This is a genomic window from Flavobacterium sp. GW823-FHT06G12 (genome assembly GCF_058794775.1).
This window is the reverse complement of the sequence record NZ_JBXAHE010000002.1, coordinates 253,690-266,448: the sequence shown is the minus strand read 5'-3', so window position 1 is coordinate 266,448 and position 12,759 is coordinate 253,690. Positions and strand designations below refer to the sequence as shown.

At 33.9% G+C, this 12,759-nt stretch carries 17 protein-coding genes; 13 read left to right on the top strand and 4 right to left on the bottom strand.

From position 1 onward, the window contains the following. Positions 1–87 precede the first annotated feature (87 nt). The 12 genes from AC1Q5Z_RS08130 (at position 88) to AC1Q5Z_RS08075 (ending at position 9,385) form a co-directional block, all read left to right on the top strand. Positions 88–456, top strand: a complete 369-nt coding sequence (locus AC1Q5Z_RS08130; RefSeq protein WP_488754995.1) for a PKD domain-containing protein — start codon at positions 88–90, stop codon at positions 454–456. A gap of 110 nt (positions 457–566) precedes the next feature. Beyond that, positions 567–1,259, top strand: a complete 693-nt coding sequence (locus AC1Q5Z_RS08125) for an NUDIX hydrolase (protein WP_492444272.1) — start codon at positions 567–569, stop codon at positions 1,257–1,259. 74 nt (positions 1,260–1,333) lie between these two features. Beyond that, the gene (gene prs / locus AC1Q5Z_RS08120) at positions 1,334–2,167 is read left to right on the top strand and encodes a ribose-phosphate diphosphokinase (protein WP_492444270.1); all 834 of its coding nucleotides are present in this window, start codon (positions 1,334–1,336) and stop codon (positions 2,165–2,167) included. Between the two features lie 138 nt (positions 2,168–2,305). Continuing rightward, the gene (locus AC1Q5Z_RS08115; protein ID WP_095928446.1) at positions 2,306–2,641 is read left to right on the top strand and encodes a hypothetical protein; all 336 of its coding nucleotides are present in this window, start codon (positions 2,306–2,308) and stop codon (positions 2,639–2,641) included. Between the two features lie 2 nt (positions 2,642–2,643). Further along, entirely contained in the window at positions 2,644–3,513 is an 870-nt protein-coding gene (locus tag AC1Q5Z_RS08110) for a hypothetical protein (RefSeq protein WP_492444268.1), read from the top strand. Positions 3,514–3,515: 2 nt separating this feature from the next. Next, positions 3,516–4,595 (top strand): adenylosuccinate synthetase, encoded by a 1,080-nt coding sequence (locus AC1Q5Z_RS08105; RefSeq protein WP_492444267.1) that lies wholly within the window; start codon positions 3,516–3,518, stop codon positions 4,593–4,595. 13 nt (positions 4,596–4,608) lie between these two features. Then, positions 4,609–5,136, top strand: a complete 528-nt coding sequence (gene ybiA, locus AC1Q5Z_RS08100) for a riboflavin biosynthesis intermediates N-glycosidase (RefSeq protein ID WP_492444265.1) — start codon at positions 4,609–4,611, stop codon at positions 5,134–5,136. A gap of 5 nt (positions 5,137–5,141) precedes the next feature. Next, positions 5,142–5,648 (top strand): O-acetyl-ADP-ribose deacetylase, encoded by a 507-nt coding sequence (locus tag AC1Q5Z_RS08095; protein ID WP_278020185.1) that lies wholly within the window; start codon positions 5,142–5,144, stop codon positions 5,646–5,648. Between the two features lie 42 nt (positions 5,649–5,690). Then, entirely contained in the window at positions 5,691–6,233 is a 543-nt protein-coding gene (locus AC1Q5Z_RS08090; RefSeq protein ID WP_343585005.1) for an RNA 2'-phosphotransferase, read from the top strand. A 2-nt stretch (positions 6,234–6,235) separates the two neighbouring features. Beyond that, entirely contained in the window at positions 6,236–6,967 is a 732-nt protein-coding gene (locus AC1Q5Z_RS08085) for a metallophosphoesterase family protein (protein WP_343585007.1), read from the top strand. 1 nt (position 6,968) lies between these two features. Next, complete coding sequence (locus AC1Q5Z_RS08080) at positions 6,969–7,904, top strand: ADP-ribosylglycohydrolase family protein (protein WP_492444262.1); 936 nt, start codon at positions 6,969–6,971, stop codon at positions 7,902–7,904. An 11-nt stretch (positions 7,905–7,915) separates the two neighbouring features. Then, positions 7,916–9,385 (top strand): nicotinate phosphoribosyltransferase, encoded by a 1,470-nt coding sequence (locus tag AC1Q5Z_RS08075; RefSeq protein ID WP_488755000.1) that lies wholly within the window; start codon positions 7,916–7,918, stop codon positions 9,383–9,385. A gap of 187 nt (positions 9,386–9,572) precedes the next feature. Here AC1Q5Z_RS08075 and nadD read toward each other — a convergent pair whose 3' ends face one another. The 4 genes from nadD to AC1Q5Z_RS08055 all read right to left on the bottom strand — a co-directional run bounded on the left by nadD (position 9,573) and on the right by AC1Q5Z_RS08055 (position 12,213). Then, positions 9,573–10,154: a nicotinate (nicotinamide) nucleotide adenylyltransferase gene (nadD, locus tag AC1Q5Z_RS08070; protein WP_343585015.1), complete on the bottom strand. Its 582-nt coding sequence runs from the start codon at positions 10,152–10,154 to the stop codon at positions 9,573–9,575. Positions 10,155–10,264: 110 nt separating this feature from the next. After that, entirely contained in the window at positions 10,265–10,837 is a 573-nt protein-coding gene (gmk, locus tag AC1Q5Z_RS08065) for a guanylate kinase (RefSeq protein WP_492444260.1), read from the bottom strand. 72 nt (positions 10,838–10,909) lie between these two features. Then, complete coding sequence (locus AC1Q5Z_RS08060) at positions 10,910–11,770, bottom strand: YicC/YloC family endoribonuclease (protein ID WP_286965696.1); 861 nt, start codon at positions 11,768–11,770, stop codon at positions 10,910–10,912. Between the two features lie 95 nt (positions 11,771–11,865). After that, positions 11,866–12,213, bottom strand: a complete 348-nt coding sequence (locus AC1Q5Z_RS08055) for an arsenate reductase family protein (RefSeq protein ID WP_286965697.1) — start codon at positions 12,211–12,213, stop codon at positions 11,866–11,868. 79 nt (positions 12,214–12,292) lie between these two features. Between AC1Q5Z_RS08055 and AC1Q5Z_RS08050 the strand changes: the two genes are divergently transcribed. Then, entirely contained in the window at positions 12,293–12,748 is a 456-nt protein-coding gene (locus AC1Q5Z_RS08050) for a DinB family protein (protein WP_343585019.1), read from the top strand. Positions 12,749–12,759: the final 11 nt, after the last annotated feature.

Genomic DNA, 12,759 nt, shown 5'->3' with positions numbered 1-12,759 from the left:
TTATTAATTGAAATTCAGGTGTTTAATGGCCTTTGTAAAAAAAATAACTTTGAGTTGAGTAAATTAACTTCTAAAACTAGATTGATTATGAGAAAGATTGCAACATTTTTGGTACTTGCGACAGTTTTATATACTAGTAACTCATGCAGTAAGCATGATGACGAAGCTATTGTAGATTGTTTTGGAGATTCTATATTAACAGAATTAAAGCATTCGACAGATGGTACAAATTCAAAAATAATAAATTACTCCATTCAATATGGTGGAAGCAATACCGTAACTTCAGTAAAGTGGACTTTTGGAGATGGAAAAACAGAAACTATAAATACTTCGACCGGTGCTGTGTCTCATACTTATAGTACCGCAGGAACTTTTGAAGTTAAAGCAGATGTAACGATAAAAAAAGGCGATGGGAGTTGTACTGTTAGCCCAAAGAAAAGTGTAACGGTGAACTAAAATACTGCTTGTAAAAATAGTAATGAGGATCAACTTTGTAATTTATTGCATAAGCATAGATTACAAAGTTGGTCCTCATTCGTTATATTTGTTTGATAGGATTGAGGATTATGGAAAAATTACAAAATATTAGAATTGCTGTAGATGCGATAGTTTTTGGCTACAAGAACAATGGTTTATACGTGTTATTGATTGAGCAAAAATTTGGTTCGGCAGATAAATATTGGGCATTGCCTGGAGGTTTGGTTAAAAATGATGAATCTTTAAGCGATGCAGTTATTCGTGAATTACATGAAGAAACGAATGTGCAATTGACTTTTATGGAACAGCTCTATACTTTTGGAGATGATATAAATAGAGATTCTAGAAATCGCGTTATTTCAGTTGCGTATTATGCTTTGGTTGAAGCTTCAAACTTAGAAATAAAAGCCGATACAGATGCTGAAAGAGTACAATGGTTTAAAATTGACGAAATTCCGCCTTTAGCATTCGATCATAATTTGATTTTAAAAAAAGGAATAGAAAGATTGAAAGCGAAATTAACTTACGAGCCAATTGGTTTCGATTTACTTCCAGATGAATTTCTGTTTTCAGATTTGGAAAACCTTTATTGTACCATTCTAGAAAAAGAAATTGATCGCAGAAATTTTAGAAAAAAAATACTAAGCTTCGGTATTTTAGAGCAAACAGATAATTTTTCACCTATAAAAAGCGGAAGACCTGCTAAATTATTTAGATTTAATAAATTGAAATATAAGGATTTAGCCTCTAAAGGTTTTCACTTCGAAATAAAGTTTGCGTAATTTTTACACAAAATAAATTGTTTATTCAAAATTAAATTCTACATTTGCGTATAATTAACGCAAACTAAAAAACTATGATACTAAATCTCGACCCAAAATTCGCTCCATTTCAAAATCAGGAAGAAATTAAATTTCAAAGTTTTACTTTCTCTGGAGGAGAACCACACATCAAAATCGCTCCAGATTTTGATGCAAATGAAAAAGTTACCATTACGCATAGATTAAATTCATTCAACGATTTAGGTTTGTTGTGTGTTACAGTTGACGCTTTACGCAGAATGGATGTTAAAATCATAGATCTTTTCATTCCGTATTTTCCAGCAGCAAGACAAGACCGTGTTATGATTCCTGGTGAGCCTTTATCTGTAAAAGTTTATGCTGATATAATCAATGCAATGCAGTTGAACAAAGTATTTGTTTTTGATGCGCATTCTGAAGTTACACCAGCTTTGTTGAATAATAGTACTGTGATTCCAAACTATACTTTTATAAAAGAAGTTTTAAATAGAATTGGCGAAAACGTAAAATTGATTTCTCCAGATGGAGGAGCTTTGAAAAAAATCTATAAAGTATCTGAGTTTTTAGGAGGTGTTGAAGTTGTAGAATGCAGTAAAAGCCGTGATGTAAAAACAGGAAAATTATCTGGTTTTAAAGTTTACAATGATGATTTGCAAGGAATGGATTGTTTAATTGTAGATGATATCTGCGACGGAGGAGGAACTTTCGTAGGATTAGCCGAAGAACTTAAAAAGAAAAATGCCGGAAAATTATACTTAGCAGTAAGCCACGGAATTTTCAATAAAGGTTTTGAAGTTTTAAACTGCTTTGATGGAATCTTTACAACCAATTCTTTTAAAGATTTTGAAGGCGAAAGCGTTCAAGTGATCGGATTGGAGAATTTAGTTTAAAAAGTTTCAAGCTGTTTTTGAGAACGTGAAACCTAAACAGAAAAAATCTATTAACCGTTTCAAGCTTAAACTCCCAAATTTCAAGTCTAGCATGCAACTAGAAACAAAGAAAACTAGAAACAAAAACAACCAAAAATTATGAGCGACGATTTAAAACCACGATTTATTGAATCTCTAAAAAGAAACAATGATCAGATAAGAGAAGATAGAGCCAAAGTAATTGGCGAGGATTCTGAATTAATTTACAGAAGAAGGGTCGAAGATATCGAATTAAAAATCAAGAGACTCGAAAGGGAACAAGAAGGACTGATTGATATTAGTCCACTGGATAAAAACAGTTTAACTTTTGCCGATTTTCAGCCAGAAGCTTTTGTTCAAAAAGACATGGAACTTTCGCTGACAATCAGAAATTTAAACATTCAGTTTGAGGTTACAAAAAAGAGATTTGAATATTTATTTGGTAAAAAATATTAGTCATGGGAGGAACAAGATATGATTTCGGTGCTCGCGAAAGCAGAGCAAAAAAAGTAGGTTATGCTAGCAAATCTGCTGCAGAGATATTTACACAGAATGCGTTACATATGGCTCATGAATCTATGAATCCAAACGGAGTGATTTTTAGAGAAGCTAGAGATTCAGATGTTCATCCCAATACAGTTCCGATTATTTTAGGATTGGACGTTACAGGAAGTATGGGGCATATCCCGCACGAATTGATAAAAGAAGGACTTCCAAAATTGATGGGAGGAATTATTCAAGGAGGCGTTCCAGATCCAGCACTTTTATTTTTAGGAATGGGAGATCACGAATGCGATAGATATCCGCTTCAAGTTGGACAGTTTGAATCTGGTGACGAAGAATTGGATATGTGGTTAACAAGAACCTATATTGAAGGCGGTGGAGGAGGAAACGCCGGCGAAAGTTATCTTTTAGCATGGTATTTTGCAGCATTTCACACTAAAATTGATGCATTCGAAAAAAGAGGACAAAAAGGATTGTTGTTTACAGTTGGTGATGAGCCAGGCTTAAAAACACTTCCAGCTTCGGCAATAAAAGAAATAATGGGGCAAGGACAACAGACTTACACGCATCTTGAATTATTAGCAGAAGCTCAAAAACGATACGATGTCTATCATATTAGCGTATTGCATTCAGGACAAGCTATCAATGCCGATGTAGAATGGAAAGAATTACTGGGACAAAATTGTTTGTCTATAGAAGATCATAGAGAAATTCCAAACGTAATTAAAAAGATTATCTGCGATAAGCATAAAAGTTCTGGTTTAGGATCAATACCAGTTTCTGATGCAAGTGATAACAGCTTAGATAATATAGAAATGCTTTAAAAATGAAAACAGCGAAAATAGTTATAGGTTTAGGATTTGGTGATGAAGGAAAAGGCATAACAACAGATTTTCTGGCAAAACAAAACCCTGAATCTATAGTTATTCGCTTTTCAGGAGGACAGCAGGCCGCTCATACCGTCATGATCGGTAATAGAAAACACGTGCATTCGAGTTTTGCAAGCGGAGCACTTCGTGGTCTTCCGTCTTATTACAGCGAGCACTGTACGATTCATCCGCTTTTTTTGTATAACGAAAGAGAAGAATTAAAAGAAAAAAACGCTAATCTGAATCTGTATATTCATCCTTTAGCAAAAGTTACCACTCCGTTTGACGTCTGGCACAACAGAGGAAATGTGAGAAACATTGAAAACGGAACCTGCGGAAAAGGCATTGGTTCAACGATGAAAAGAAATGAAGGTCCGTATAAATTGTTTGCCATCGATTTGATTGCTCCTCGCGAAATGCTTTTAGAAAAACTAAACCAAATCGCATATTACTATGGCTTTTTAAATGAAAGTGGAATTGAGGAAGAAATCAATGCATATTTAGAAGCAATAGATAAATTAAAGTGGAATATTGTCGATTATACGTTTCTTTCAAAATACGAAAATCTGATTTTTGAAGGCAGCCAGGGAGTTCTGCTCGACATGGATCACGGCGTTTTTCCGAATGTAACCTATGCCAATACCACTTCAAAAAATGCAATTGAAATTTGTAATAAACTAAAGATTGAAGATGTAGCTGTTTATTACGTAACCCGAAATTATTCGACCCGCCACGGACACGGCTGGATGGCTAATGAAGGAGAAATTGAATTAAAAAATAACGAAGAAGAAACTTGTGTTTTTAACGAATACCAAAAACATTTACGTTTTGGAAGTCTGAATTACGAACTTCTTAATTACGCTCTAAAACTCGATGCCGCTTACAGCCCAATGGTACAAAGAAATTTGGTTGTAACTTGTATGGATCAACTAGAGCAGGATTTTGAATTCGAAAATCTAACAACGGAATTCAATGAAATCTACGGATCATTTTCACCCGATTCAAAAGATTTTCAAAACATTACTTCTTTGTTTTAATAAAATAGAAAAAATGAAATACAATATAGATACCATAGCTCCAGAAAGTAAATTTTTATTTTTCTGGGGACATCAGCCAAGTAAAGACGGAAAAATTCTCAAAACCTGTTTCAGCCAATGGTGGTTGAGTTCTTTTAAAGTTGATAAAATAACTTACAAAACTGCCGAACATTGGATGATGGCCAAGAAAGCGGAATTATTCAACGATCAAGAAATCTTAGAAAAAATCCTTAAAGCTGATTCTCCTGCTGAAGCTAAAAAACTAGGTCGTGAAGTCAAAAACTATGTCGATACAGTTTGGTTAGAAAACCGATACGAAATTGTAAAACAAGGAAACTATCATAAATTCAGTCAAAACGCCGATTTGAAAACGTTCTTACTAAACACTAAAGAACGAGTTATTGTAGAAGCAAGTCCAGTCGATCCAATTTGGGGAATCGGAATGGCAGAAGATCACAAAGATGTTCTAAAACCGGAAGCGTGGAAAGGAGTGAATCTTTTAGGTTTTGCTTTGATGGAAGTTAGGGATGAATTGAGATAAAAATTATGAAAATTGAATTGTTAAAAGCAGATATAACAGAAATTCAGGTTGATGGAATTGTAAATGCAGCGAATACTTCTTTGCTTGGAGGTGGTGGCGTTGACGGAGCAATTCATCGAAAAGGAGGAAAAGCAATTTTAGATGAATGTGTCCAAATTAGAAATAAGCAGGGAGGATGCAAAACAGGTGAAGCTGTGATTACAACTGCAGGAAATCTGCCTTCTAAATATGTTATTCATACGGTTGGGCCTGTTTGGAATGGTGACAAAGAAGAAAAATCAAAATTGCTTGCAGATTGTTACAAGAACAGTTTGAATCTTGCTGTTGAAAACGGAATCAAAACAATTGCTTTTCCAAATATCAGTACAGGGATTTATCACTTTCCAAAAGATAAAGCCGCAGAAATCGCAGTAAGAACAGTAAAAGATTTCGATAAATCAAATGAAATAGAAAAGGTAATATTTGTCTGTTTCGATGATGAAAATTACAAGATTTATAAAGACCTTTTGTAAATGTTCCGCAGGAATATTTCGTTGGTAAAAGAAAACACTAACATGAATGAAAATATAGCAAAAAGCGTCAGCAAATTTTTGAGTCTGGTGCTTAGACATTCTCCAGAAAAAATCGGATTAAAATTAGACGAAAATGGTTGGGCGGATGTAGAAGAATTAATTATAAAATGTAATAAAAAAGGACAACGTCTAGACGCAGAACTTTTAGATTACGTTGTAGAAAATAACGATAAAAAGCGTTTCGCTTACAATGAAAATAAAACCAAAATCCGTGCAAGTCAGGGACATTCCATTTCGGTTGAATTAAATCTGGCAGAAACAGAACCTTTAGAATATTTGTACCACGGAACGGTCGGGAAATTTATGGAAAACATTCGTGCAGAAGGTTTAAAAAAAATGAGTCGCCAACACGTGCATTTAAGCAAAGACAAAGAAACGGCGACGAAAGTAGGAAGCCGAAGAGGAGTGCCACAAATTTTAACCGTTAGAAGCGGCGCAATGCATAGAGACGGATTTAAATTTTATTTATCTGAAAACAATGTGTGGTTGACAGATGAGGTACCGGCAAAATACATTGAATTTTAAAAATGAAAAGAACATTAGTTTTTGGAGATATTCACGGAGGATTAAAAGCTCTTGTTCAGTTATTGGACCGAGTTACAGTATCTGAAAATGATCGATTAATTTTCTTAGGAGATTATGTAGACGGTTGGAGTGAATCGGCACAGGTTATTGATTTTCTGATTGATTTATCCAAAAAGCGCGAATGTATTTTTATAAAAGGAAATCACGATGCATGGTGTCAAGATTGGTTGATGAATGATGTCATAAGTGATATCTGGTTTCTTCATGGAGGAAAATCGACTATAGAAAGTTATCAGAATGTTGATTTTTCGGAAAAACAGAAACATCTCGAGTTTTTTAATCAAATGAAAGATTATTTCGTAGATGAAAACAACAATCTTTTTATTCACGCTGGATTTTCATCGATGCACGGACCAGAAAAAGAACATTATCAAACCAATTTTTCATGGGATAGAACGTTATGGGAAATGGCACTGACAATGGACAATCGAATTAAAAAAGATTCACTTTCATATCCAAAAAGACTATTGCTTTTTAATGAAATTTATATCGGACATACGCCAACGCTTCATTACGATGTAGAAATTCCAATGCAAGGTTGCAATGTTTGGAATATTGACACAGGAGCAGGTTTTTATGGAAAATTGACCTGTATTGAGGTTGAAACAAAAGAATTCTGGCAGAGCGATGTAGTACAGACATTTTATCCAGATGAAAAAGGAAGGAATAAATAAAATGAAAAATAAAATAGAATCTGGTTTATTTGGTTTGGCTGTTGGCGATGCTTTGGGAGTTCCTGTTGAGTTTCAATCTCGAGCTTATTTAAAGCAAAATCCAGTTACCGAAATGTTTGGTTTTGGAACGCATCATCAGCCAATAGGAACTTGGAGCGATGATAGTTCACTTGCTTTTTGTTTAGCCGAAAGTTTATGTTCAGGTTATGATTTAAATGATATCGCGAGGAATTTCGTAAAATGGTATGGCGCAGAATTGTGGACACCACATGGAAAAGTTTTTGATATTGGAATCGCAACCAGAAATGCAATTTTAAATATTGCAAAAGGGCATCAGCCAGATTTATGCGGAGGATTTTCTGAAAGCGATAATGGTAATGGTTCCTTAATGCGTATTTTGCCACTGGTTTTTTATCTTCAAAAAGAAAATAATATTGAAGTTATTTATCAAAAAACAAAAGAAGTTTCATCAATAACACACGCGCATATCAGATCTGTATTGGCTTGTTTTATTTACGTAGTTTATTGTTTGGAAATCTTAAAAGATAAAGATAAATTCGAAGCTTATAAAAATATGCAACTTGTTCTTTCTGAATTTTTGGAAGATAAAAGTTTTAACCCTATAGAAATTGCATTGTTTGATAGAATTCTGAAAAATGATATCTCAGGATACAAGGAAAACGAAGTTCATTCTTCGGGTTATGTGCTTCATAGTTTAGAGGCGAGCATTTGGTGTTTTTTAAATTCAGATTCATATGAAGAAACTGTTTTAAAAGCAGTCAATTTAGGACAAGATACAGATACGACCGGCGCAATTGCAGGAGGAATCGCAGGAATGTACTATGGAATCGAGAATATTTCACAAAAATGGATTGACAATTTAGCAAGAGTAAATGATATAAAAGATTTAGCAGAACGCTTATCAAATAAAATATAAATAATTTATATATGAACCCACTACTATTAACTGACGGTTACAAAGTTGACCACAGAAGACAATACCCAGACGGAACTACAATTGTATATTCTAACTGGACACCAAGAAAATCAAGAATTGAAACCGTTGATGAAGTAATCTTTTTTGGATTGCAATATTTCATTAAAAAATATATTATTCATGATTTCGAAGAAGAATTCTTCAAAAAACCAAAAGAAGAAGTAATCAAAAAATATTCTCGCAGAATCAATAATTATTTGGGAGAAAATTTAGTTGGAACTAAACATATCGAAGATTTACACGATTTAGGATATATTCCGATGGTCTTTAAAGCTTTGCCAGAAGGAGCGAGTGTTCCGTTAAGAGTTCCAATGTTTACGATGTACAATACAATTCCGGAATTTTTCTGGCTGACAAATTATTTCGAAACTTTACTTTCAGCAGTAGTTTGGTTGCCTTGTAATTCTGCTACAATTGCAAAAGAATACAGAAAGGTATTAGACAAATATGCGGCAGAAACTTCTTCTGTTCCAGAATTTGTAGACTGGCAGGCGCACGATTTCTCAATGAGAGGAATGGGCGGAATCGAAGCAGCTTTAACTTCTGCAGCTGGACATTTGTTAAGTTTTACAGGATCTGACACAATTCCTGCAATTGATTTCTTAGAAGAATATTACAATGCAAACTCAGATCAAGAACTTGTGGCAGGTTCAGTAGCAGCAACAGAACATTCTGTTATGTGTATGGGAACAACAGAAGGCGAGTATGAAACTTTCAAAAGATTAATTACTGAAGTTTACCCAAAAGGAATTGTTTCTATCGTTTCTGACACTTGGGATTTATGGAAAGTTCTAACGGATTATCTTCCAAGATTGAAAGAAGAAATTATTTCAAGAGAAGGTAAAGTTGTAATTCGTCCTGACAGTGGTGATCCAGTAGACATTATCTGCGGAAATCCAAACGGAAAAACAGAACAAGAGAAAAAAGGTGTTATAGAATTGCTTTGGGATGTTTTCGGCGGGACTACAAATGCGAAAGGTTTCAAAGAATTGGTTCCGCAAATTGGAGCTATTTATGGAGATAGTATTACAGTAGCAAGAGCAACTCAAATCTGTGAAAGATTAAAAGAAAAAGGATTTGCTTCTACAAATGTTGTTTTAGGAATTGGATCTTTTACTTATCAATACAATACCAGAGATACTTTCGGATTTGCGATGAAAGCAACTTACGGAGAAGTAAACGGAGAGGGAAGAGCGATTTTCAAAGACCCAATTACAGACGACGGAACTAAAAAATCGGCTAAAGGATTAATGAAAATCGATTTAATCGATGGGAAGTATCATTTGACTGATAATGTTTCTTGGGAAGAAGAAAAACAAGGCGAATTGAAAGAGGTTTTTAGAGATGGAAAACTTTTGGTTGATCAATCGCTGAGTGAAATCAGAACGAGAGTAAAAAGTGAAGTGAGTGTTGAAGCTTAATTATAAAACGAAAGCCTGAATTTTGAATTCAGGCTTTTTTTGTGATTTGCCTCCAGTTTTAACTGGAGGGTAAAAAGAAAGGCCTTGGTTCGGCTTTAGCCAAAATATTGCAATTTGGCTAAAGCCCCCACCTTTTGTAAATAAAAAACCTCCAGTTAAAACTGGAGGCAATTCAAATTTGATAATCTTATTTCTTATAAAAATTGTTATGATCAATATATTCCCAAACCTTTGGTGGCAATAAAGGCTGAATATTTTTACCTTCTTTAATGCTGTTTCTAATAAAAGTCGAAGAGATTTCTACAATTGGCGCATCTATAACATGAATTTTTGAATGCGATTTTAACTCTACATTTTCAGGTTCATCAGAAATTCTCGGATACACATAAATATTATGGTTTTCTAGAATTACTTCATAGTTTCTCCATTTGTGAAGCGTTTTCAGATTGTCTTCGCCCATAATTAAAGAAAACTCATGATTTGGATATTTCTCTTGTAAATGTGCGAGTGTAATAACGGTATAACTCGGCTGAGGTAATTTAAATTCGATATCAGACGGTTTTATTTTCGGATAATCTTCTGTTGCCAGAAAAACCATTTGCAGGCGCTGTTGGTCGTCCAATAAAGTGGCTTTCTTTTTTAACGGATTATGAGGCGTGACCACCATCCAAATTTGATCTAAATCTGCAAACTCAGCCATATGATTGGCAATGATTAAATGACCGACATGAATGGGATTATATGTTCCGAAATATAGACCTATTTTCATTTTGTATAGTTTCGCAGAGAGTTGCTAAGATAGCACAAAGATTCGCAAAGTTTTATTTCAACTTGGCGAATCTTTGCGTTTTTTCTTTGTGTATCTCTGTAGAATAAAAATTATTTAGTAATGAAATCTTTCACTAATTGATGCGCTTCTTCAAGAGCAACAGGCAAATCATAGTTTTTAATAATCGCATCAAACTGTGGTGCTGTTGCCAATTCTACAGAAGCTTTTGCGATACGCATATTGATTTTGTCTTCACTTTCTGTAGAACGTTGTTTTAATCGACGTTTTAATTCGTCAACACTTGGTGGTTTTACGAAAACCGCTAAAGTTTCTTCTGGAAATTTATGTTTAATACGAAGACCGCCAACCACGTCAATATCAAAAATGACATTTTTTCCTAAAGCCCAGATTCTTTCAATCTCCGATTTTAAAGTTCCGTAGAAGTTATCACGATACACTTCTTCCCACTCCAAGAAATCCTCCGCTTTAATGTGCTTTTTGAATTCTTCCAACGAAATGAAATAATAATCCTTTCCGTGTACTTCTTCGCCACGTGGCGCACGTGATGCTGCCGAAATCGAAAATTCAAGATTTAAATCTTCTTGACCTAATAAATGTTTTACGATAGTTGTCTTTCCTGAGCCTGAGGGTGCCGAAAAAACAATTAATTTTCCTTTGTTCATTGTGTATGCTTTAGGCTTTAAGCAGTGTACTCAAAGCTTTATTGTGTGTTGGATTTTGTGTCGCTTAAAGCTTTATAATACGTTTAAAACCTGCTCTTTTATCTTCTCCAATTCATCCTTCATCATGACAACCAATTTTTGCATTTGAGCATGATTCGATTTTGAACCCATTGTATTGATTTCACGTCCCATTTCTTGAGTAATAAAACCAAGTTTTCTTCCGTTTGCTTCAGAACCATTAAGAGTTTCTATAAAGTAGTCTAAATGGTTTCCTAAACGAACTTTTTCTTCGGTAATATCTAATTTCTCTAAATAATAGATTAATTCCTGTTCAAAACGGTTTTCGTCAACATTAACCTGTAATTCTGAAATTGCAGTCTGCAAACGATCTTTAATCGCTTGTACGCGTTCTGGATCAAGTGCCAGTGTATCGTTCATGAGCTGACGTATATTTCCAATTCGTAAATTGAATTCTTTTTCAAGAGATTCGCCTTCGTCTTTACGGAAATTTAAAATATTTTGAAGTGCTTCGTCTATAATAACCTGAATTTGATCCCAATCATCTTCATCAATTTCTTCACGTTCTGTTTTTAATGTATCTGGCATACGAACAGCCATTTTCATCAATTCAGTTTCATCTGCATCAGGATTTACTTCTTTTAACTGGGCTATATAATATTTTACAACAGGGACATTTACTTTAGTAGAAGTTTGTTCTGCGGTACTTTCTACATAGATCGCAAAATCAATTTTTCCTCTTTCTAGTTTTGTTGAAATAAGAGTTCTTAAACCAAGTTCCATTTCGCGGTAAACCGATGGCATTCTTACATTCAAATCTAAACCTTTCGAGTTTAGAGATTTTACTTCAACGGTAATTTTTTTTGTAGGCAATTGCAAAGAAGCTTTGCCAAACCCTGTCATAGATTGTATCATATAATTGAGTATAAAGGCGCAAAGATAATTAAAAGTTTAATGTCTTGCGTTGTAAATTGTGAATCAGTTTTATAGATCAAAATTTACGGTTATTCTTACGATAATGCTTTTATAACTTCGGCTACATTTTTTTGGCTGTTGCCGATGTAGATTTTTCCGTCAATAATAAAAACCGGACGGCTTAAGAAAGTATAATGTTCTAAGATATATTTTTTAAAATCGGCCTCTGTCAATGATTGGTCTTTTAATCCCATTGATTTGTACAATTGAGCTTTTTTGCTAAATAATGCTTCGTAACTTCCAGAAAGTTTATGCATTTCTTCTAGTTGCTCTTCTGTAATGGGTTCTTGTCTGATGTCTTGAAAAACAAGATTGTTTTCTGGAAGACTTTTAATGATTTTGCGACAAGTATCGCATGAAGCTAAATAATATATTTTATTCATAATTTGATAAATTTGTGAGAATGCAAAGAAAATCCATTTGGAACTTAAAAATGACTAATTTTAGAAAAAAAATAAAATTATGAGTTCAGTTTTTGATGTGCAAAAAACAATTAGAGAAATTCTTTTGAAAATCTTAGATAGTCATTCATTAGAACAATTAAACAAAATTCCAGAAGGTTTTAGCAACAATATTATTTGGAATATAGGCCACTGTATTTCTTCGCAACAGGTTTTGGTCTATAAATTATCGGGTCTTCCAACAATGGTTTCTGAAGATTTCGTTAACAAATATAAAAAAGGAACCAAACCAGAAGGAGATGTTTCTCAAGCTGAGGTTGATGAAATTAGAACATTGCTTTCAACAACATTAGAAAAAACAAAAAATGATTTTGAAAGCGGTCTGTTTGTTAATTATCATGAATACACTACCAGCGTCGGATTCACACTTCTTCATATCCAAGGGGCTTTAGATTTTAATAATTTTCATGAAGGACTTCATACTGGAGTTATAATGTCGTTAAGAAAATTTGTTTAAATAAAAAAAAA

Excerpts from the sequence above, each read along its gene's own strand:
- prs (WP_492444270.1), top strand. The coding sequence starts at position 1,334 with ATGATACTAAATCTCGACCCAAAATTCGCTCCATTTCAAAATCAGGAA.
- AC1Q5Z_RS08075 (WP_488755000.1), top strand. The coding sequence starts at position 7,916 with ATGAACCCACTACTATTAACTGACGGTTACAAAGTTGACCACAGAAGA.
- ybiA (WP_492444265.1), top strand. The coding sequence starts at position 4,609 with ATGAAATACAATATAGATACCATAGCTCCAGAAAGTAAATTTTTATTT.
- AC1Q5Z_RS08055 (WP_286965697.1), bottom strand. The coding sequence starts at position 12,213 with ATGAATAAAATATATTATTTAGCTTCATGCGATACTTGTCGCAAAATC.
- AC1Q5Z_RS08115 (WP_095928446.1), top strand. The coding sequence starts at position 2,306 with ATGAGCGACGATTTAAAACCACGATTTATTGAATCTCTAAAAAGAAAC.
- nadD (WP_343585015.1), bottom strand. The coding sequence starts at position 10,154 with ATGAAAATAGGTCTATATTTCGGAACATATAATCCCATTCATGTCGGT.
- AC1Q5Z_RS08125 (WP_492444272.1), top strand. The coding sequence starts at position 567 with ATGGAAAAATTACAAAATATTAGAATTGCTGTAGATGCGATAGTTTTT.
- AC1Q5Z_RS08060 (WP_286965696.1), bottom strand. The coding sequence starts at position 11,770 with ATGATACAATCTATGACAGGGTTTGGCAAAGCTTCTTTGCAATTGCCT.
- AC1Q5Z_RS08080 (WP_492444262.1), top strand. The coding sequence starts at position 6,969 with ATGAAAAATAAAATAGAATCTGGTTTATTTGGTTTGGCTGTTGGCGAT.
- AC1Q5Z_RS08090 (WP_343585005.1), top strand. The coding sequence starts at position 5,691 with ATGAATGAAAATATAGCAAAAAGCGTCAGCAAATTTTTGAGTCTGGTG.
- AC1Q5Z_RS08050 (WP_343585019.1), top strand. The coding sequence starts at position 12,293 with ATGAGTTCAGTTTTTGATGTGCAAAAAACAATTAGAGAAATTCTTTTG.
- gmk (WP_492444260.1), bottom strand. The coding sequence starts at position 10,837 with ATGAACAAAGGAAAATTAATTGTTTTTTCGGCACCCTCAGGCTCAGGA.
- AC1Q5Z_RS08110 (WP_492444268.1), top strand. The coding sequence starts at position 2,644 with ATGGGAGGAACAAGATATGATTTCGGTGCTCGCGAAAGCAGAGCAAAA.
- AC1Q5Z_RS08105 (WP_492444267.1), top strand. The coding sequence starts at position 3,516 with ATGAAAACAGCGAAAATAGTTATAGGTTTAGGATTTGGTGATGAAGGA.
- AC1Q5Z_RS08130 (WP_488754995.1), top strand. The coding sequence starts at position 88 with ATGAGAAAGATTGCAACATTTTTGGTACTTGCGACAGTTTTATATACT.
- AC1Q5Z_RS08085 (WP_343585007.1), top strand. The coding sequence starts at position 6,236 with ATGAAAAGAACATTAGTTTTTGGAGATATTCACGGAGGATTAAAAGCT.
- AC1Q5Z_RS08095 (WP_278020185.1), top strand. The coding sequence starts at position 5,142 with ATGAAAATTGAATTGTTAAAAGCAGATATAACAGAAATTCAGGTTGAT.